The following is a 20,446-nucleotide window of genomic DNA, read 5'->3' on the forward strand; positions in this document are numbered from 1 at the left end:
TGTTGAGTCATGAGCAGACGGCTAAAGGTGGAGTCAAGGCCAAGCGCAAGAAGGCTGGCTGGAACAATGATTACTTAGCGAAGGTTCTAGCTCAATAAGATGCGTTTGCCCTAGATTTTCCGACTGTAGAGTTGACAAAACTCAAATCGATCGGTTAACTTAATAAAAGTGAACCGGACAGGCCCCCATCGTCTAGAGGCCTAGGACACCTCCCTTTCACGGAGGCGACGGGGATTCGAATTCCCCTGGGGGTATGAATTTAAATTACGAAAGCTTCGCTGTCTCAACAGGACAGCGGGCTTTTCAGTTACAGGCTTTGCTGATCCCAACTTTAGCGGCCATATCGCCAAAAGCGGCGATTGCCTAGGTCAATGTGCCGAAATGAGGTGGCGATGCCAATGCCGCCTGCCTCGCTCGCCTTAATCACCTCGGTTAGCGCAGCCATGTTGCCGTTGATTGGGTAGATGTCCAGCGCACCCGCCCGGATGTGCCAGCTATTGGGCGCACCGCCGACGGCTCGATTGACCGCTGCCGGACGAAAAGCACTCGTTACGCCGATCGCACTGCCAAACTTGCGCCGAATCCAGCCGAAATACTCGGCAATTTGCAGCATATTCCGCACCTGAGCCTCGGTTACGGGAAGGCGTGTTCCACCGTGCGTGAATTCTGCGAACGACAAAAACGAATTTGGCAAAATCCACTCGTTCAGGAACTTTGTCCCAACGATCGGCAGGCTGATTGGTCGTCCCGTCTTGCTGCCTGCATTGGGATCAGGTTTGAGGTTGAGTTGCGAATTTTGTTCGCTAACTGGGTGGGGAGCTTCGAGCCGCGCCAAAGCATCGATCGTGGATGCGCCCAGCCCAAACGGAAACTCAAGATGCGCATCTGCCTTGAATTCAGCCAGCGCTTCCAGAGTGCTGTGTCCAATCAAGCCATTATTTTGGTCAGCCGCAAGATAGCCGCCGATCGCAAGCTGATTCTCAACCCAGCGCAGCACGTCGGGCGATGCTTGACGAACATCAATCGCGCTTTGCAACACAGGAGTATTCATGGAGGGAAGCTGGAGAAAGTAGATGAACTTTTTCAGTGTTCCCCGATCGGGAGCGCGATCGCGAGTTACGCCACGACCCAAGTGTCCTTGCTGCCGCCGCCCTGTGAAGAATTGACGACGAGCGAGCCTTTCTTTAGCGCCACGCGAGTCAAACCGCCTGGATTCACGTAAATTTCTTCGCCATAGAGAATGTACGGACGCAAATCGACGTGTCGCCCTTCAAACCGATCGCCAATCAAAGTTGGCACTCGCGACAAACATAGTGTCGGCTGGGCGATGTAGTTGCGGGGACTCGCCTGAATTCGGTCAGCAAACGCTTCGCGATCGGCCTCGGTCGATTGGGTTCCGATCAGCATTCCGTAGCCGCCGGATTCGTTGGCCGACTTGACAACCAGCGAATCAAGATTTTTCAAGACGTGATCCTGCTGGTCTTTTTCCCAGCAAAGATAGGTCGGCACGTTGGGCAAAATCGCCTCTTCATCCAGATAGTAGCGAATGATCTGCGGCACATAGGCGTAGATTACTTTATCGTCCGCGACTCCGGTTCCGAGGGCATTGGCGATCGCCACTCGTCCCGATCGATATACCTCTGTCAGGCCGGGAACGCCCAGCAGTGAATTCGATCGAAATACTTGAGGATCAATAAAGTCGTCATCAATACGGCGATACACGACATCTACGCGCTTCAAGCCTTTCGTCGTCCGCATCTGCAAGTAGCCATCTGAAACAATGAGATCGCGTCCTTCCACCAGTTCCACGCCCATCTGCTGCGCCAGAAATGAATGCTCAAAATAGGCAGAATTGTAAATTCCTGGCGTCAGCACGACAACGGTGGGATCGGGTAGACCGCTGGGCGCGAGATTGAGCAGCGCTTCAAGCAGTTGTCCAGCATAATCATCAACCGGACGAATTGCCATGCGATCGAACACGAGCGGCAGCGTATTTTTCATCACGCGCCGATTTTCCAGCACATACGACACGCCAGAAGGACAGCGCAAATTGTCTTCCAGCACATACCACTGGCCGGAGCGATCGCGCACCAAATCCGTTCCGGTAATGTGACACCATACGCCTTTGGGCGGCTGCAACCCCATACAGGGCTTGTGAAAACCGCTAGCTGAAAAGATCAGTTCAGCGGGAATCACGTTGTCTTTAAGGATTTTTTGCTCACCGTAGATGTCGCTCAAAAATAAATTCAGCGCGTGAATTCGCTGCTTCAGTCCGCGCTCTAGCCACTCCCATTCGCGACCAGAAATAATGCGCGGGATCAAGTCAAACGGCAAGATTCGCTCGGTTCCCTGATTGTCGCTGTAGACATTGAACGTTACGCCCAGCTTGAACAAAGCAGCTTGGGCGGCTTGCTGGCGGCGCACCACATCTTCGACAGGCAGCGCATTGATTCGATCGATCAGTGCAGCAGCTTCGGGACGCGGCTGTCCGGTCGCTTCAAACAGTTCGTCGTAAAAATCTTCGGGATCGTAAGCTGCAAACACAAGCGATCGCCTCACCCAACGCTAACTAGACTGCCACAAATTCACTGAATCACTGCATTTTTTGAAGCTAATGATTCAATCAAGGTTGGATAAGACTATTTACTGTAGTTTTAGCTACACAATAATTCGGTTTCAAAGTGCTTTTTGATTAAATCTTGTTAATGTTTCACAGCACGATCGCCAAATCGTTTGCGGCACTTGATTGAAAAGCAAGCTACAGAATTGGTAGGCGAGAATCGCTAGCTTCTGCAAATCGATCGAGCAAGTTTTGTTGATTTTGGTAAAGCTCGATCGCTTTTTTCAACGTTTTACGCCCGTTGGCAGACGAGAAAAAGAGCTGTTTTGCTCTGTTGATAGATTAACCAGGCGAATTAATTTGCAATCATAAAATTCAAAAATTACTTTTCCTTTTTGAACTTTATTTAAAACAAGAAATGAGCTTTTTCAATACAGAAGTTCCACTGTTCAGCCGCAAACCGTCTGCCGATGCGATCGTTCAAACGCCCGGATTGTGGCGCATTCACTGGAAGATTGGCAATCGCGTCCTTTGGTCTTCTTTCTACACGCGCCACGATCAAGCCTGCATTTTGTGGGGATTGCTAACGGCTGGAATTTTTGCGATCGCCCAATTTTTGCCGCTAAGCTGGACAATTCAAGCAATTTTTGCCTCACTCATGACGCTACTGGGTGTCGGCGGTATGATTGGCTTAACTTGGTATTTTGCCAAAGTTGAACGGCTCAACTGGGTACTCTATAGCTGGATTGCCTTAATGTTAATTGGAATTTCAATTACAGATTTAGCATTGCTGCAACATTGGGGACAAGTTTTGCTAAACGTCTGTCCGCTGTGGCTGGGTTTAAGTGGAATTGGCTATGCAGTGACGGGAATTGGAATGCGATCGCGCATGTTTCTCTTGCTCGGAGTGCTGCACCTAATCGCTATTTGGCTTTTGCCGCTGGTTGCACCTTGGCAGCAGATTACGACCGGATTTGTGATCAGCTTTAGCGTTCTGCTCATGGCCGAACTACAGTGGGACGCAAACGGCGTCTGTGGCTATCAGACGGCTAGCCAAGAAGCAAATTTAGTAGCAGTCGATTCACTTGTGACTGGAGTTTAGGAGGTGCAAATGCCGATTTCTACTGGTTATTCAGCGATCGTTGCGACCGGACAGCAGCTTTTCATTACGCAGCGCAACGGCCAAACCCAGCTAACCATCACTACAACTGCACCCGGACAGCAGCAAAGCCAAAGCAGCAGTTTGGCAACGGGTGAATGGCGATCGCCTCCCGCGCTCTACTGCACTTCCAGCGGCGTCGTTCTCCAAATTTTCGCTCAACAGCAAGACATTTGGCTTCAGCTTCAAGGTCAACAGATGCAGGCCATGACTTCCGCTCCCACTGTTATGGAGGCCGATCGCGTCACGCTGGAACCAACTGAAGCGCCGTCCGTTATGCAGCCCATGCAGCCGATGGAAATGGGCGACATGGAGATGAAACCGATGCAGATGAAGATGGGCGACATGGAAATGAGCATGGGCAAGCCCGATCGCACGACGAAATTTTGTTCTCAGTGTGGTCAGCCTGTCGAGGCAAGCGATCGCTTTTGTACTCAGTGCGGCCACTCGCTCAGTTAAGAAGGATCGATCGCGCTCGGCTTGCCTGTGGGTAGCTTCCAGCCTGTGATGCTTTGAAAGTAGATGCTGCCGATTGTCAGCAGAAATGTCACATAAGCGATCGCCTGCCACAGATACAGCGTTTGCGTGTAGCCGAAAAACGCCTTGAGCAAAATTCCGGGAAATTGGCGATCGGGCAGCACGTCAGTCAAATCCCAAATCTTTCCGCCAAGAATGCAAGAAGCTCCAGTTCCACATAAATTTGATTCGGGATGCATCTGTGAAAACAGCAGAGCAGCGCGATCGAAATGTCGCAAGGCCGACACCACCAACCCCGAAACAATCAGCAGCAGCAGTACGCCCATCACCTGGAAAAACTGCCGCAGATTAATTTTTACGCCGAGTTTGAACAGCAAAAATCCGATCAATGTCGCGCCAATCAGTCCGGCAACGGCTCCGATCGCGCTCATCCATCCGCTTTGAAACTGGGCGGCGATAAATAAAACTGTCTCGAAGCCTTCGCGCAGAACGGCGATCGCCACCAAGCTAAACACGCCCCAAGCCGCCGATTCACTGGAAATTGCTGCTGTAACGGCTCCTTCCACTTCGCCCTTGAGCGCCTTGGCCTGCCGAGTCATCCACACGAGCATCCAACTGAGTAGGACGATCGCCACCAGCCCAAAACCGCCTTCCAAAAGCTGCTTCAAAATCGGTGCGTAGTCTTGATTCGTCGTTTCAAGCCAGCGAATCATCCCCGTAAACAGTGCGCCGACGAGAACGCTTCCGGCCAGTCCCGCCCCGATGCCTGCATAGACCGATCGATTCAGATAGGAGCGATCGGCTTTTTGCAAATAGGCGAGAACAATTCCAACGACCAGCGCCGCCTCAACTCCTTCGCGCAAGGTGATCACAAACGTTGGAATTGCAGAGCTAAAATCCATGATTTCAGAAGACTCAATAGATTGATTTTAACGGTGATGGAATTGTCTGTCGGGGTACGGCAGTGCCACGCCCCGACGAGATTTATCGCAGGATACTGAATCCTTTATGCCCGAATTTCTTGGGGGAACAGTTCCTTCACATCGCTGGGCATGTTGTGAACAACGTTCTTTGCTTCGCCCTCAGTGACGTGATTTGCCAGCACTTTGAAGACGGCACGGGCAAGTTGTTCGGCATCAATGTCGCCACCGTCGTTCTTGAAGAACTGGTGCATCTGCTCGCGAATCTGGTCGAGAAATGCTTCTTTGGTGCGCGGCGTGATTGTACCGTTCTTTTCGGGCTTCCAATTTTCGTAGTAGAAGCCGGAGAGCAAAATCGGCAGTTGCGAGCCGAGGTTGGCGGCTTCACCTAAGTTCATGCGATCGCGCAGCACATGCAGCACGACGCGCAAGCCCTGAAACGCTTTGTGCTTATCTTCTAGTCCCGTTTCTTTGGCGACTTCGTTCACCCACATTTCTGTTTGCTGAACGGTTTTATCGATGACGCCTAATCCATGCATTGCCATTGTCAAAAGCTCCTGTCAAAATTAGCGACTGCTGAAGTTTTATTAAGTTTGCTTCGCCTAAGCAGTGTAATGAAGAACGTCGAGATTCAACCTCTGACCTGGGAAGGACTAATGTGAGGTCTTGCATGGGTTGCAAGAAGCGCCCTGAATTGAAATTCGGGCTAGTCAGTTTCAACTGACTTAGAAGCAGGTCGTACCAGGGGTGTGACTCGTTTGAATGGGTTTTCGCTTTGAGGCCGGAAATTGATTTCCAGGCGGTGTTGCGACGGATGAAAAATTTTAGCTAACGCAGCAGACAGGCGATCGGAAACAGCAGATATTCCAAAAAGAAAAACCGCCAGATGAGCTGATAAAACTGGGCATAAGAAAGCGTTCCGGTGACGTGCTTGTTCGCCAAATCGACGCGCAAACTGTAGAACCACAAAAGTCCGATCGCCACTGCATGACTGACCACCAGCCCGATCGCATTCGCCTCGGTTGCGATCGCAGGCCAAAACAGCGCAGCGGCAATCATGCCGACGTAGCAGAGCGTCAAAACCCATCGTGCCAGCTTGAAAACCGCCTGCTGACCGAGCCGAATCGTCAAGGTGCGAATGTGATAGCGGCGATCGCCTTCCAAGTCGGGAATGTCTTTGAAGATGGCGATCGCAAAGGTATAGACCAAGATGAAAGCGGTGAGTGCCCAGACGATTGCGGGAACTTGAGCAGGCAGGCCAAACCGCTGCTGATAGTGCAGAAACAATCCCAGGTTGACGATTGCACCGCGCACCGTAAAGATGCAAAACGACGCCCAAAATGGAAACCGCTTCAGGCGAATCGGCGGCAGCGAGTAGGCTGTGCCGATGATCAGGCTGAGTCCGATCGTTGCCAACAGCCAGGGGCCTTGCCAAACTGCGATCGCCACAGCCAAAATTCCAGTGAGCGCAACGATCGATTGTGCTTGCCGTCGAGTCAGTTCGCCGGACGCCAGCGGAAGCTGCGGCTTATTGATGCGATCGATCGCCACGTCTTCAAGCTGATTGAGGCCGACGATGTAAACATTGCCGCTCAAACAGGCAATCAACACCCAAAGGACAAGCTGCAAGTCGCTGAGGGCGAAGCGATCGATTTGCGATAGGGCAATCACAAACAGACCGATCGCGCTCAAGGTCGTGCCGATGATCGTGTGCGGTCGAGAGAATTTCCAAAAGGCGTAGAGCCAGGATAATGCTGTAGCGGGTTGCGAGGAAACCGAGGGTTTTTCCGGTGAAATCTGGCTCATGAATGCCTTAAAGAACGTTCCCGCTTGATTTTACTGGCTGCCGGGCTTCCGTGAGCGTCAGCCGAACGGTGTCGGCTGTTCCCTAACGCCAAAAAAACTGCATACACGATCGCAGCGCGTCTTGATCTGCCGCGCTCGGACTGTCGATCGCCGGACGATAGGCCGACAAATCTAGCAACACGCCATCTTCGTGCATCAAGCGAGCGTCGGGCTGGTAGGGCGGCAGCATCCATGTAGCATTCACGATCATATTGCCGTCAAGCCAGCCGCGAAAGCAAACGGGATCACCGATCGCCTGCAAATCCACGCCGATCGTTGTTCGACCGACTTTGCGTAGCAAAACATGTTGAGGCCGACCTGCACCCGTACTTTCGTAATAATATTCCCCAGTCGGCAGCGTTTCGAGCGTGGGTGTTTGTGCGAGGACGATCGGCAGCAAACTGAGCAGTGGCGGCACAAATTGCATTTCAAATTACTCCAAAAATCTCAGGCAAGCTAGCAGATGAAAGCAGAAAACTTTGAGGGCAACCTGGTCAACATGCCAACGATCGACCTAACCGACGAACTCGCTGGACAAGCGAATGCACAAGTGCGGTTTCGCTCTGATGGCAACTGGGCATTTGCTCCGGGCGTCAACTTGCCGACTGAGCAGGTTGCCGTCAGCGAAACAAACGTGCCCGACCCGCTACGGTTTCAGTTTTCGCTCGACAGCCGCCCGACTGCGAATGTGACACTAAAATTTACTGTCGATGGACAGCAGTTGCAGTCGATCGCGCCGCTCACCTTCACGCCCGACAACTGGAACACGCCGCAAACTTCAATTGTTCGCGCGGTCGCCGACAACGTGGTGGAAGGCGAAGACCAGCGGAGCAACGTTCAGTTCAACATCGTCAGCGCTGACCCCAACTACAACGGGCTGCAAGTCGATCCAGTTTCTATTTCCATCACTGACAGCACAATTCCCAACTTCAACAGCTATCGCGTCGTTGAAGAAACCTACAAGGATTTGGCGAATTTGGCGAAAGCCAACCCCCGTCTTGCCACATGGCGCGACATTGGCGACAGCTACGACAAGGTAGCGGCAGGTGGATCGGAGGGATATGACATCTTTTCGCTGGAGTTAGGCAACAAGCGCACCAATCGCAGCGATCGCGCTTCCCAGCAGCAATACGGTCCCAAAGGAAAGCCGATTCTGTTCATTCAATCCTCGATTCACGCTCGCGAATACACGATAGCCGAACTGGTAACGCGCTTTGCCGAGCAGCTTGTGGCCGGATATGGCAATGATGCGGAAAGCACCTATCTTCTCGACCATTTTGATATTCGTCTTGTCCCCTACGTCAACCCAGACGGGCGCAAGTTTGCTGAGCAGGGCTATTCGTGGCGCAAAAACACCAATTCTAATCCGGATGGAAGTGAAAATCCGGTTCCCTTTCCCAGCTACGGCGTCGATCTCAACCGCAACTACGCCTCAAAGTGGGGTGAAATTCCCGATGGAGCCAGCACCGATCCGGCAGATTTGACGTATCAAGGTCCGGCTCCCTTTTCGGAACCAGAAAGCCAAACGATGCGCGACTACCTGCTGCAAACGTTCCGCGATCGCAAAGGTGACAACGACAGTGATCCGGCCCCGGATGACACAGCAGGCATCTACTACGATGTTCACAGCTTCGGAAATTTATTGCTGTATCCGTTTGGCTGGACAAGCGCTCCGGCTCCAAATCGCGATGGCCTCCGCAGCATGGGCTTGAAGGTCGGCTACTTCACCGGAGTTGATGGCGAAGCGTATGACGTGCAGCAGTCGATCGGTCTCTACCCCACATCCGGCACAACCGACGACTGGGTGTATGACACTTTTGGCAACGCCGCCTACACGATCGAACTTGGCACGGATTTCTTCGAGTCAAACGAGTACTTCGAGAATACGATCGTGCCGGAAATGCTGCCCGCCTTTTTCTATTCGGGCAAAGCCGCCCAAAAGCCGTATCAGCTTTCCAAGGGACCAGATTCGATCGATGCGGCACTCAGCGCCGATCAGGTTGTCAAAGGGCTGAACAATCAGGTGCGGCTGACCATTCGCGCTGACGGCACGCGCTACGACGACGACAACGGCAATTCGGGGACAAATCCGGATAGCCCCAGCTACATCAGCGAAGGTCGCGACCTCCCGACTCCCGTAAATGTAGCAGGTGGCCGCTATTCGATCGATACGCCGTCCTGGATTTCTGGGACGCGCACCTTTAGGATGCAGGCCGCAGACGGCACGTTTGACTCGCCTACCGAAACCCTGACGGCCAACATCAACACGCGCAATCTTAGTATTGGTCGGCATACGGTCTTTGTTGAAAGCCGCGATGCCCAAGGCAACTTCGGCACACCCACGCCGATCTTCTTGGATGTCCTCAATGCGCCCAACAGCGCCAGAGTTTCACGCGGCAACAGCGGCGACAACGTAGTTGTTGGGCGGACTGGCAACGATGTGATTTACGGCAACGGTGGCGACGACACCATTCGAGCACTCAGCGGCGTCGATCTCGTCCTGGCAGGTGATGGAGACGATCGCATCATCGGCGCGACTGGAGATGATATTCTCTATGGCGGCCAAGACCGCGATCGCATCAACGGCGGCGGTGGTGCAGACAAGCTGTATGGCGATGCGGGTGACGATCGAATCGTTGGCGATGCCGGAGACGATGAACTCTGGGGCGGCGAGGGCAGCGACACGTTGACGGGCGGCGAAGGCAAAGACACCTACAAAGTGTTCTTCAGCCAAGGCACCGACACGATCGAAGACTTCCAAGTCGGCCAAGACCGAATCGACTTGGGTGGCACGATCGGCTTTGATCAAGTCAGCGTGGTGCAAGACGGCGACAACACGCGGATCACCTTCCAGAAAGACACTCTGGCAATTCTCAGCGGCGTTGCAGCCAACACGATTACCACGTCTGCGTTCGTTCCAGTGTACTGACTGGGTAGGGGCATGGCGCACTGTGCCCCTAAAAACCGCCTATCGGGTGCAGCGGTCGCCGTCTGCGCGACGCAGTTCTCCCAGCAGCGTTGAAGCCCAAACGCAGCGGCGCAGCGAAGTTCCCTCGATCGCCAGCGTCAACCGCCCCAACAGCCCAACCACATGCCCGTCTTCGTTAAACCGCAGTCGGTAAAATTCGCCTTGGCGCTCCAGTGTCGTATTGGGATCGATCGCCACGCCGTCTGAAAGCGACTGCCAGTCAGCAGGGCGACCGCTGGCCGGATAGACGCTCCACTCAATGCCCGCTGACGTTTGCCGAAACGCGATCGCCTGCTGGGTACGCGACAAACTTGCCTGATGCTGAACACTGCGAATCGCCATTGCCGATCGCTCTTGGGCGGCGACCAGTTGCCGATAGCGAAAAAAGGTCAGCCAGCTTGGAGCCGCGATTGCCAACAGCACACCGAGCAGCGCCATAATACAAACCTGTTCTGCCAAAGTAAAGCCAGCCGATCGCAAAGCGCTCCCGAAACGGTATCGCCTTTGATCTTGATGCAGCCCTTCCATCCAATTCACCCTGAAACGCTGCTGCTAGCGTTCCCACTGCGCTTTTCAGCCGTTTCGGTATTTTTCCGAGAAATCTATCGATCGACAGATTACGGAATCGAGATTGTCCGCAAAAGCCGATCGACGATCGATCGCGCCTGTCGTCCGCCTGCTGGAATGATCCGGTGTGCCAAGACCGCAGGCGCAAGCTGTTTCACGTCATCGGGAATCGCGTAGTTGCGATCGTTGAGGAAGGCGATCGCCTGCGTCGCTCGATGCAACGCAACTGCACCGCGCGGACTCACGCCCAAAACGACATCTTCATCCTGGCGCGTCGCTCGTACCAAATCCAAAATGTATTGCTGAAGATGCGTTTCCACCTTCACCTGAGCGCAATGGCGGCGCAAGGTTTGGATGTCTGCGATCGACAAGCAAGGCTCTAGTTCTGCAAGACCAGTGCGATCGCCCAAGCGCTGAAGCATCAGGAGTTCTTCTGATTCGCTGGGATAGCCAAGGCTAAACGACAAGGCGAACCGATCCATTTGCGCTTCCGGTAAGGGAAACGTGCCCTGATATTCGATCGGGTTTTGCGTGGCAATTACAAAGAACGGATTTGGAACTGGACGCGACACGCCGTCAACAGTCACCTGTTGTTCTTCCATCACTTCCAGCAGCGCAGATTGAGTGCGCGGTGTGGCGCGGTTGATTTCGTCTGCGAGCAAAACGTTGGTAAATACAGGTCCCGGTAAAAAGGTAAATTCGCCGCTGCGAGGATTCCAAACGTTTGTGCCCGTCACATCGCTCGGCAGCAAATCCGGCGTGCATTGAATTCGCTGAAACTGTCCGGCGATCGATCGCGCCAAAGATTTTGCCAGCAGCGTTTTTCCGACGCCTGGCACATCTTCTAACAGCGCATGACCACCAGAGAACAGCGCCACCAGCACCAGCCGAATCGCTTCGCTTTTGCCGACGATCGTGTGGCTGAGGTTTTGCGTAAGTCGCGCCACGCTGTCCATATCACTCTCCTGTGGTGTTGTCCTGATGAGGATGCCCGCTGCAACGGCAAAATCAGGCGCGGGTCGAAAGGATCGATCGCGCTTGGTCGGCATCGCGCTGAATCTGCTGCTTGAGCGCATCGAGCGAGTCAAACTTCTGCTCAGGCCGCAAAAACTTTTCCAAGCTGACCGTCAGCGTTTTGCCATAAAGATCGCCTGACCAGTCCAGCAGGTGAATTTCGATCGTCTGCGCCAGTCCGTTTACGGTCGGTCGCATTCCCAAATTCATTACGCCCGCGATTCGATCGACCTCCGCACCTTCTACCCAAACGCAGTACACGCCGCGCCGAGGCAGAAATTTCTCAGCCGGAACCGTTAAATTTGCGGTCGGGAAATCGATCGTGCGTCCAATCTGCTGACCGTAAACAACTTCGCCCACCAGTGTATAAGGCCGACCAAGCAGGCGCGTCGCCTCCGTCACTTCTCCGAATTCCAACGCTTTGCGGATGGCGGAACTGCTGATGCGCTGATTGTTTTCGGTAAACAGCGGCACGATTTCCACTGCAATGCCAAACGAAGCCGCGATCGCCTGCAAGTCGGCGGAGCTTCCCGATCGCTTATGTCCAAAGCAGAAATCTTGCCCGACGCGAATCTGCTGCACCCGAAGCTGATTCACCAAAATTGACTCAACAAACCTTCGCGGCGACAAACTTGCCAGGTCGCGATCGAACGGTAGCAACACAAGCTGTTCCACGCCGATCGAGCGTAAACACTCAACCTTTTCGGCGATCGGCGTCAGCAGCGGGCGCGACTGACCGGAAAAAAATTCTTGCGGATGCGGCTGAAAGGTTACAACCGTTGAAATGCAGTCGGGCTGTGCAGCCGTCACGATCGGCTCGATGACCTGTCGATGGCCGCGATGCACACCATCGAAGTTTCCCAGGGCAGCGATCGTTGGGGTTTTAGCCGTAGCAAGAGAAGAAGTGACCCACACGCTTTACAGTTTGACACAAACTGCGGCGGGGCGATCGCGTCGTTTTTGGTTGGACAATCGGCAAATCCGTACAATTTCGTTAGCTGAAACCGATCGATCGGTGTAAGCTTCTATCAAAGCGTTCATTTGTTCTAGTTGGGTGGAAACAAATGGTGTTGCTGTCGGCCAAAGATCAAACTAAAGATCAAGCAGTAGAGCAGTTGCGGAGTCGCTTGCGTCCGGGGCAGCAGCGCATCGCCGATTGGCAAGGTGGCTCTTTGGCGGTTTCTGCCGTTCCCGGTGCAGGCAAATCAACGGGCATGGCGATCGCCGCTGCCATCCTGCTTAGCCAGCGCTATCGACAAGCGAAACTTCAGCAGTCCGTCCCAACCGGACAGTTGGTGCTGGTGACGTTTACGCGATCAGCAGTCGCCAACCTCAAAACCAAAGTGCGGCAAGCGCTGCGGCAGCTATCACTCGCGCCCAATGGCTTCGTCGTCCACACGCTACACGGCCTTGCGCTGAACATCGCCACACGTCACCCGGAACTATCGGGCTTGCGGCTCGATCGCATGACGCTAGTTTCAACCCATCAAAGTCATCGTCTGATTCGGCTCAGCGTTGAGCAGTGGCTCGCGACTAATCCACCGATCTATCAGCGCTTGCTAGAAGGGCGATCGTTTGACGGGGAAGAAACCGAGCGGCTCCGGCGGCAATCCGTGTTGCGAACCGAGATTCTGCCTGCTTTGGCGTACACTGCCGTTCACGAAGCAAAAAGCTCTGGCCTGTCGCCTGCCGATTTGCGTGAACTCAGTCAGACGTTGCTCTCAAATGAGTATGACGTGCTGGCGATCGCGGCAGGGCTGTATGAACAGTACGAATCGCTGCTGCGATCGCGCCAACTCATTGACTACGACGATATGATCTTGGCCGCGCTGCGCGTCCTTGAAGATACCGAAACGCGCCGACTCTGGCAGCAGCAAATCTTCGCCGTCTTTGAAGACGAAGCGCAAGATTCGTCTCCGCTGCAATCGCGCCTGCTGGAAATTCTCGCCACTGACCCAACTCCGCCCGCACCCACGCTCAACCTGGTGCGCGTCGGCGATCCGAATCAGGCGATCAACTCAACGTTTACTCCGGCTGACCCAATTTTCTTTCGTCAGTTCTGCGAAACCTGTCAGCGCGAAGGCCGCTTAGCCGAGATGGATCAGGCCGGACGCAGCAGCGAGATCATTATTGATGCAGCAAATTTTATGCTGACCTGGGTGAATCAGCGTTACAGTCGATCGCCCGACGACACGCTGGCCTCGCCCTTTCGCCCACAGCAAATTCATCCGGTTGCGCTTGATGATCCTCAGCCTGACGCTAATCCTGATTCGATCGGGCAGGGGCTGGAGCTTTGTACGCCTCGCGATGTCTATCACACCGTCGAACTGATCGGCCAGCGCATCGCTCAACTGTTCACGCTTGAACCTCAAGCCAAAATTGCGATTTTGGTGCGCGAAAATCGTCAGGGGCAGTTTGTTTCCGACCGCCTGCGCTACCCCGATCGCTACAACCTCAACTTCAATCTCAGCGGCATTGACATCTACGACGTGGGGCAGCAAGACCGCCACTCGCACATTCCCAGCGAAATGCTCGCGCTGTTGCAGTTTCTCGATCGCCCCCATTCGTCCGACGCGCTCAAAGCTGCTTTGCAGGTGATGGTCGATCGCCAACTGATTCCCGCTCAAGACCTGAACAGTCTCGCTGCTCAGCCGGAACAGTTCCTCTATCCTGGCCCGCTCGATCCGCCACAAGCTGACCCGATGCAGCAGGCGCGTCGCTGCTGTACAAGTTTGCTGCGGGCGCGGCTGGAACTGCCTCAGTATCAGCTTATTTCGTTTCTCGCTCTAGCCTTGAAGTACGAGCAGAGCGAACTGGCGACGGCGGATAAGTTGAGCGATCGCCTCGCTCAGCAAACGTTGGGCAACCACTCCATGAGTGTCGTTCTTGCCGCCCTAACTGAAATCGCTGCTTCAGAGCAGTTTGCTCCGGTCGAAACTGACAATGTGGAGGAGCGCTACACGCGATCGCGACAGGTGACGGTAATCACCATGCATAAAGCGAAAGGACTCGATTGGGATTTTGTGTTTTTGCCATTCCTGCATGAGCATCTCATTCCAGGTCGTCCCTGGATTCCGCAGCAGGCGAAATTCTTGGGTGATTTCAGCTTGGCGGAAGTGGCACGGGCACAAATCCGCGCTCACATTCATCAAGAGGATGCACCACCGGAAATCACCGCTGCGTGGCAGCGAGCCGGATACTTGAAAATTGCTGAAGAATTTCGCCTGCTGTATGTTGCGATGACTCGCGCCAAGCGACTGCTGTGGATGTCTGCTGCTCAAAAAGCGCCTACAAGCTGGAACGCGCCCGATCGCCTTGAAGACAAAGCGCCCTGTCCGGTCTTCACGGCGTTGCGACAGCGCTATCCGCAGTCTGTTTTGCCCATACGATAAATGCCTGTCAAGACAGGAACGGTTTGCCATCTGACAACTTGCGCCCCTGCCCCGACAGGCATTCGTCTATTCGGCTCTGGTGAAGGTGCGATCGCCTAGGAGTTAGCGGCTTGCGCGGCTAAAAGCTGCTTGAGCTTCTCTAGGTCTTGCGCCCAGCGTGGATCAGGCTGCACGGCTTCGGGTTCCGAGGACGTGGTGGAGCGCTTGTTGGCTTTGTTGCCGCCGTTGCTGCCACCTTTGCGGCGATTGCCGCCTTGGGAGGGAGCACTCGTGGCGGCAACAGGGCGGGGAGGAGCCGATTCATCTTCGCCCTTGGTGCGAGGCAGCGCTTTCTCGATTTTGATCGCGCTGTCCTTCAGTTGATAGCCATTGAATTTCTCGATCAGTTGGTCGGCTTCTTCGTCCGTTTTCACGGTGACAAAGCCAAAACCGCGACACTTGCCCGTTTTGCGATCGGTGATAATCTTGGTCGAAACGGACGGCTCGAAATCAGCAAACACAGACTCTAGCTCTTGGCGCTCTAGATCTTTGGGCAAATTACCCACATAGAGACGAATAGACATGACGGAGACCTCCAGACTTGGTTCAGACAAACTTGGGTGGCGGCATCAAATTTGACACAAAGGGTCATGACGCACAAAGACTTCGATAACGCTGCAAGTCGATGGACGGCACCACAGGGAACGAATTTCCGCACAAGTGGCGTATCGGCCTTGACGATGTCATCTACTCAAAATGTTACGTAACATCCTGCAATCAACTCGTCATGCTGGGGAGAGAACCTGACAAACTCCAGTCACAGCTACTCTGCCAAAGCTACCTACCGTGAAGATGAAACCATTGCGGTCGATGCAGCTTCGGATACGCACGCCATCCACTAAGTTACCACGCTAGCAGCTCGATCGGTAGCCAAGGTGACGAATTTAGAATGGATTTGATGAAAAACTTGCATATTCTCGGTTAGCTGCAATTTCAATCAGGTCTAAAGAAAAGCCAGTCCTGGCTTGAGAACTGGCCTGTGTTGCTGTGTTGGGAGGAAAACCTGATACCGAGACGCTTCTCCGATCGCGCAATGCGCCTACAGGAGTTTCGACTACGCCTAGATAACCTGTTTTATGTGTAGAAATGTAACACAACTGCGGCTAAAATGACAACAATTTGTAACAAATTGTTCTTCGGCTAGCAAATTCTAGCGCTGCAAGATCAAATAAGTACCCAGTAGCGCCGCTGCGATCGCCAGTATCGTTGACCACACCGGATGACCACTGCGAAACGTTACACCGCCTGACGATCGCATCGATTCGACATCAATCCAAACGGTTGCGCCGCGCCGAAACCACCCTGTAACCGTAATCGATCGTCCGACCCAAATATCCGGACGATGCGGATGCAGCAGCAAATTTCCGGCTGCGCCCAGTTGCGACAAATAGTGCAGCTTAATCAAACCGTCTTCGGTTTGCAGCAGCAAATCTTGCACCAGCCAGTTGCGAATGCCCGACCGTCCCAGCAGTTTGCCCTGCATACGCACAGGTTGACTGTCAATGGGCAGCTTGACTGGATCGCTCAGCAAGGCTAACAGCAATGGATCGGTTTGAGTATTGGTCGATCGAATATCAGGAAAAAAGGCATTAATCCGCAGGATGGTTCCGATGCTCAAGCCCATTAACACCAAGCCCCACAGCAAGCCGCGATCGCCGCTGAACCAATCGATCGATTGCCACTCAAGCTCTTGCGCCACCCGACCGACCAGCCACAGCAGCAGCGCGATCGCCAATCCCAAAACTGCACCCAGAAATGGAGCCGCTTGCAGCCGCAGTCGCGAAGAACGAACGGGCAGCGATCGCAAACTGACAGATGGAACCAGCCGCCACTGCCGCGCATAGCCAGCGAGCAGCGCCAGTCGATCGCCCAGTCGCGGATGCGAATTGTTCAGCGTCAGCCAGTGCCGACCAGGATTGCTGATGTCCCACTCCAGCCCGGATTGTAGAATGCGCGGGTCTGGACTGATGGCGGCGCGAGGCGCGATCGGCAGCAGCAGATCAAAACTTTCCAGCAGTGGATGCGTATAGCTTCGCTGTTCGATGGCGCTGGCTGTGATGCCAGAAAGCTCCAGCAGAGCGGTCGCAAGACCGTTCGGATTGCCAGTCAGGTTGCAGGCAAATCGATCGCTGTAATATTGTCGCACTCGCGCCAGCCACAGCCCCGGCCAGCGCAGCAGCCAGTAGAGTCCGTAGCTGATGGCAGATGTAATTGCGGCGATCGATCGCAGAATCACATTCTGAGCGCGATCGCCCCAGCCTGCCACCTGCCAGTACACCCAGTAGGGAATCTGCGCCACCAAAACGACGAGCGTCATCGGCACAAAATCCCAGTACACAATATGAGCGAGTTCGCCTGCATAAAGGGCAGCCAGTTCCGCTTCGCCAAGCTGGGCAAGCAAACCGCGACTGAGAACGATACGAGCCGTGCGCTGAAGGTCGCCGTAGGTAAAAATTAAGGGTGTATCGATCGCCAGCACCCCCAACTGCGGCACAGCTATCCGCCGCTGAGTGCACCCCCGCTTCAAGAGGCGACTCGCCTCTGGACTGTAGTTTTCTAGCTCTGTCAGGGAGAACGGCTTGAGGCTATGGAAGCGTTGCAGAAAAGCATCGATCAGCCAGGGAGCGATCGCCATCAGCACGGCTAGCCCAAAAATAATCGGCCAAATCGAAACTCTATAGAAGACGGCAAGCGATCGCAAATCAAACGGCCAAACGGCAACGGCCAGATAGCGGTTAAGCTGCGTCAAAGTGAGCCAAGCAACACCATAGACAGCGTAGATTGCGGCGATCGCTGTGCCGACTTGCAGCGCGGCCAACTGGCTGAGATCGCCTGAACCCAGCGATGTCCACTTTTGCGATCGCTGAGTTGATGGCGTGCTTGTCGCTTGACTCAAGCGATTCTCGGTGGCGACGGGTTCCAATGGCTCAGCGATCGCCTGCTCAGGAAGCTGAAATGGATTTTCGATCTGCTCATCCGCGATCGCTTCGCTGGCAGGCTCAACAGGCTCCACCTGTTCACGCCAAACTTCATCAGGTGGAGCCGTCAGCGGCACAAATCCAGTTTGATCGGCTTCTAGGCGATCGATTTTTGTGAGATTTTCGGCTGCCCAATCACGAATTTTGCGGCTGGAGCTTTGGCTGAGAGTTTCACACAGCGATCGCGCCTGCTGCAAATTGCCGCTGCGTCGGTATGCCTTGACCAGCGCCATTTGCGCCTGAACTTGCTTAACGCGGTCTGGTTCGGTTTGGCAAACTTTGGTCAGGTGAGCGATCGCGGTTGAATAGTCTTTACGTCGCAGGGCACTAAGCCCCAACTCGAAAGGCGATCGACTGCGGGCTGGGATTGAAGAATCGCTCATTTTAGCCTCCATCAGGCTGCTGTCCAAACAAGGTCAGCGATGGTAGATGCACAACCTGATGGATTGGACAGATTTTCAGGAATCTAACCCTAACCACTTCTACCAGAATCAGCAAACGATCGCGACGGTATTTTCTCCCATTTTGGAAAAAATTATGATGTAGGTTCTTGCCCAGACACGACGGGCGCGATCGACTTCAGTTGCAGTTCCGGGAATTCGCCTTCCACCTGCTGACAGTTCCACTCGTTGCGGAACAAGAGGACGGGGCGATCGTAGCTGTCTTTCACGGTGACGGTGTTGAACAGGCGTCCGACTTTTTTGAGCGCATCCCAACCGCCGCCGACCCAACGCGCCACGCTGTAGGGCAACAGTTCGATTTGCGTTTCGACGTTGTATTCGCTTTGCATTCGGAACTGCACCACTTCAAACTGCAACTGACCGACAGCAGCAAGAATCGGTTCACGGCGCAGGTCGTCAGCGGAATACATGATTTGGACTGCGCCTTCTTCGCGCAGTTCGCTTACCCCTTTTTGGAACTGCTTAAATTTGGATGGATTCGGATTTTTCAGATAGGCGAACAGTTCCGGCGAGAACGAGGGAATGCCTTCATATTCCAGCTTTTGGCCGCTGTAGATCGTGTCACCGATCGCAAATACGCCCGGATTGTTCAGGCCAATCACATCACCGGGATACGCCTCGTCCAGCGACTCGCGCCCCTGTCCGAATAATTTTTGCGGATGGGAGAGGCGAACCGTTTTGCCCGATCGGGCATGGCTAACGACCATATCCTTCTCGAATTTGCCGGAACAGACGCGCACAAAGGCGACGCGATCGCGATGCTTCGGATCCATATTCGCCTGAAGTTTGAAGACGAAGCCGGAAAAATCTGGGTATGTCGGGTCGATTTCGCCCTGCGTACTGCGGCGCGATCCCGGTTTGAGAGCGTAGTCGAGAAACGCATCGAGAAATAGCTCGACGCCAAAGTTGGTCATGGCGCTGCCGAAAAATACGGGCGTCATTTTGCCAGCGTGAACCAGATCGAGATCGAGTTCCGAGCCTGCGCCTTCGAGCAGTTCGAGTTCTTCTTTGAACTGATAGTACAAATCTTGATCGAGCAGTTCTTCAATGCGGGGATCGCCCAGATCAATCACGGTATCGACAGCTTCGCGGCTGCCATGCGCCGATCGCTCAAACAGATGAATCTGGCGATGACGGCGATCGAACACGCCTTTGAAGCGATCGCCCATGCCGATCGGCCAGTTGACCGCATAGGTTTGCAGTCCCAATTCCGATTCGATTTCGTCCATCAGCTCAAACGGGTCACGTCCGGGGCGATCGAGCTTGTTAAAGAAGGTGAAAATCGGAATGCCACGCATCCGGCAAACTTCAAATAATTTGCGCGTCTGCGGCTCCAAACCTTTTGCGGCGTCTTCCAGCATCACGGCATTGTCCGCTGCGGCCAAGGTGCGGTAGGTGTCTTCGCTGAAGTCTTGGTGTCCAGGCGTGTCGAGCAGGTTGATGTAGTAGTCGTGGTAGTTGAATTGCAGGACGGTGGACGTAATCGAAATGCCGCGCTGCTGCTCCATTGCCATCCAGTCCGACGTTGCGTGTCGCTGTGCCCGCCGCGCTTTGACCGCTCCCGCTTCGTGAATCGCGCCTCCGTAGAGCAAGAGCTTTTCGGTCAAGGTTGTTTTACCTGCGTCGGGGTGCGAGATGATCGCGAAATTTCGCCGTGCTTCGACTGCTGAGGCCAGTTCTGCCTGAATTTCTGTTGACATTGAGTAGAGGAACGATCCTACCTTGAATAACACAGCACTACCCACATTATAGGTTGATGCCGCTGCCTGACAGGATTTGCTTGAGACGGATGACCGATCGCATCGCCTGAAGCTGACAGGCTAGAGTGCATTTTAACAGCCGCTCCTCCCCCGCCCTCCTTAGCAAGGAGGGAGTCGAACTGCTCTTCAAAGTCCCCCTTTTGAAGGGCAGGGCTGATTCATTGGCAGAAGGAAAATAGACGGTGGACGTCGTGCGCGAGTTGTCGAATGGCAGTGGTGAGTGAGGCAAATCCGTGTTGACGCAGGAGGTTGAGCGCAATTGTCCGCAAGATGGCCGCGTTAACCAGGCCATGACCGTCGCACAAG

General features: G+C 54.2%; 18 protein-coding genes and 1 tRNA gene. 5 read left to right on the forward strand and 14 right to left on the reverse strand.

Translation table 11 applies throughout. From position 1 onward, the window contains the following. Positions 1–181: 181 nt before the first annotated feature. Positions 182–254, forward strand: a tRNA-Glu gene (locus H6F67_RS07505). Between the two features lie 77 nt (positions 255–331). Here H6F67_RS07505 and H6F67_RS07510 read toward each other — a convergent pair. Next, the gene (locus tag H6F67_RS07510) at positions 332–1,132 is read right to left on the reverse strand and encodes a D-Ala-D-Ala carboxypeptidase family metallohydrolase (protein ID WP_206753895.1); all 801 of its coding nucleotides are present in this window, start codon (positions 1,130–1,132) and stop codon (positions 332–334) included. Continuing rightward, a complete protein-coding gene (locus H6F67_RS07515) occupies positions 1,117–2,544 on the reverse strand; it encodes a circularly permuted type 2 ATP-grasp protein (protein WP_313926781.1) in 1,428 nt (475 codons plus the stop codon). Before H6F67_RS07515 ends, H6F67_RS07510 begins: the two co-directional genes overlap by 16 nt. 434 nt (positions 2,545–2,978) lie before the next feature. On the opposite strand from H6F67_RS07515, the gene H6F67_RS07520 reads away from it, so the two are divergent. Together H6F67_RS07520 and H6F67_RS07525 are read left to right on the forward strand one after the other, a co-directional pair. Beyond that, complete coding sequence (locus H6F67_RS07520) at positions 2,979–3,662, forward strand: hypothetical protein (protein WP_190764920.1); 684 nt, start codon at positions 2,979–2,981, stop codon at positions 3,660–3,662. Positions 3,663–3,671: 9 nt separating this feature from the next. Then, entirely contained in the window at positions 3,672–4,178 is a 507-nt protein-coding gene (locus H6F67_RS07525) for a zinc-ribbon domain-containing protein (RefSeq protein ID WP_190764922.1), read from the forward strand. Here the strand turns inward: H6F67_RS07525 and H6F67_RS07530 are convergent. The 4 genes from H6F67_RS07530 to H6F67_RS07545 all read right to left on the reverse strand — a co-directional run bounded on the left by H6F67_RS07530 (position 4,175) and on the right by H6F67_RS07545 (position 7,388). Then, the gene (locus H6F67_RS07530) at positions 4,175–5,098 is read right to left on the reverse strand and encodes an FTR1 family protein (RefSeq protein WP_190764924.1); all 924 of its coding nucleotides are present in this window, start codon (positions 5,096–5,098) and stop codon (positions 4,175–4,177) included. The two genes, H6F67_RS07525 and H6F67_RS07530, sit on opposite strands and share 4 nt — an antisense overlap. A 104-nt stretch (positions 5,099–5,202) precedes the next feature. Beyond that, complete coding sequence (locus tag H6F67_RS07535) at positions 5,203–5,661, reverse strand: DUF2267 domain-containing protein (RefSeq protein WP_190764926.1); 459 nt, start codon at positions 5,659–5,661, stop codon at positions 5,203–5,205. 283 nt (positions 5,662–5,944) lie between these two features. Next, entirely contained in the window at positions 5,945–6,922 is a 978-nt protein-coding gene (locus tag H6F67_RS07540) for a homogentisate phytyltransferase (RefSeq protein WP_190764928.1), read from the reverse strand. 82 nt (positions 6,923–7,004) lie between these two features. Then, the gene (locus tag H6F67_RS07545; protein ID WP_190764930.1) at positions 7,005–7,388 is read right to left on the reverse strand and encodes a hypothetical protein; all 384 of its coding nucleotides are present in this window, start codon (positions 7,386–7,388) and stop codon (positions 7,005–7,007) included. Between the two features lie 36 nt (positions 7,389–7,424). On the opposite strand from H6F67_RS07545, the gene H6F67_RS07550 reads away from it, so the two are divergent. Further along, positions 7,425–9,890 carry a M14 family zinc carboxypeptidase gene (locus tag H6F67_RS07550; protein WP_190764932.1) on the forward strand — a complete coding sequence of 822 codons (2,466 nt, stop codon included), beginning with the start codon at positions 7,425–7,427 and terminating at the stop codon, positions 9,888–9,890. 39 nt (positions 9,891–9,929) lie between these two features. Here H6F67_RS07550 and H6F67_RS07555 read toward each other — a convergent pair whose 3' ends face one another. The 4 genes from H6F67_RS07555 to H6F67_RS28080 form a co-directional block, all read right to left on the reverse strand. Next, positions 9,930–10,457 (reverse strand): Tfp pilus assembly protein FimT/FimU, encoded by a 528-nt coding sequence (locus H6F67_RS07555; RefSeq protein WP_206753896.1) that lies wholly within the window; start codon positions 10,455–10,457, stop codon positions 9,930–9,932. 89 nt (positions 10,458–10,546) lie between these two features. After that, on the reverse strand, positions 10,547–11,452 hold the full coding sequence (locus tag H6F67_RS07560) for a MoxR family ATPase (RefSeq protein WP_190764946.1): 906 nt from the start codon (positions 11,450–11,452) through the stop codon (positions 10,547–10,549). A gap of 52 nt (positions 11,453–11,504) precedes the next feature. After that, positions 11,505–12,425, reverse strand: a complete 921-nt coding sequence (locus H6F67_RS07565; protein ID WP_190764936.1) for a bifunctional riboflavin kinase/FAD synthetase — start codon at positions 12,423–12,425, stop codon at positions 11,505–11,507. A gap of 3 nt (positions 12,426–12,428) precedes the next feature. Continuing rightward, complete coding sequence (locus H6F67_RS28080; RefSeq protein WP_277874569.1) at positions 12,429–12,551, reverse strand: hypothetical protein; 123 nt, start codon at positions 12,549–12,551, stop codon at positions 12,429–12,431. Between the two features lie 23 nt (positions 12,552–12,574). On the opposite strand from H6F67_RS28080, the gene H6F67_RS07570 reads away from it, so the two are divergent. Beyond that, entirely contained in the window at positions 12,575–14,902 is a 2,328-nt protein-coding gene (locus tag H6F67_RS07570; protein ID WP_190764938.1) for an ATP-dependent helicase, read from the forward strand. 95 nt (positions 14,903–14,997) lie between these two features. On the opposite strand, the gene H6F67_RS07575 is transcribed toward H6F67_RS07570, so the two are convergent. The 4 genes from H6F67_RS07575 to H6F67_RS27495 form a co-directional block, all read right to left on the reverse strand. After that, positions 14,998–15,465, reverse strand: coding sequence for an RNA-binding protein (locus H6F67_RS07575; RefSeq protein ID WP_190764940.1), 468 nt, complete (start codon positions 15,463–15,465; stop codon positions 14,998–15,000). A gap of 626 nt (positions 15,466–16,091) precedes the next feature. Further along, entirely contained in the window at positions 16,092–18,302 is a 2,211-nt protein-coding gene (locus tag H6F67_RS07580) for a M48 family metalloprotease (protein ID WP_190764942.1), read from the reverse strand. 152 nt (positions 18,303–18,454) lie between these two features. After that, complete coding sequence (prfC, locus tag H6F67_RS07585) at positions 18,455–20,080, reverse strand: peptide chain release factor 3 (protein ID WP_190764944.1); 1,626 nt, start codon at positions 20,078–20,080, stop codon at positions 18,455–18,457. A gap of 46 nt (positions 20,081–20,126) precedes the next feature. Then, a partial coding sequence (locus tag H6F67_RS27495; protein WP_206753897.1) for a hypothetical protein occupies positions 20,127–20,446 on the reverse strand: 320 nt, incomplete at its 5' end.

Origin of the sequence: Microcoleus sp. FACHB-1515 (genome assembly GCF_014696105.1) — a bacterium.
In the GTDB taxonomy this organism is placed as follows: domain Bacteria; phylum Cyanobacteriota; class Cyanobacteriia; order Elainellales; family Elainellaceae; genus JAAUTJ01.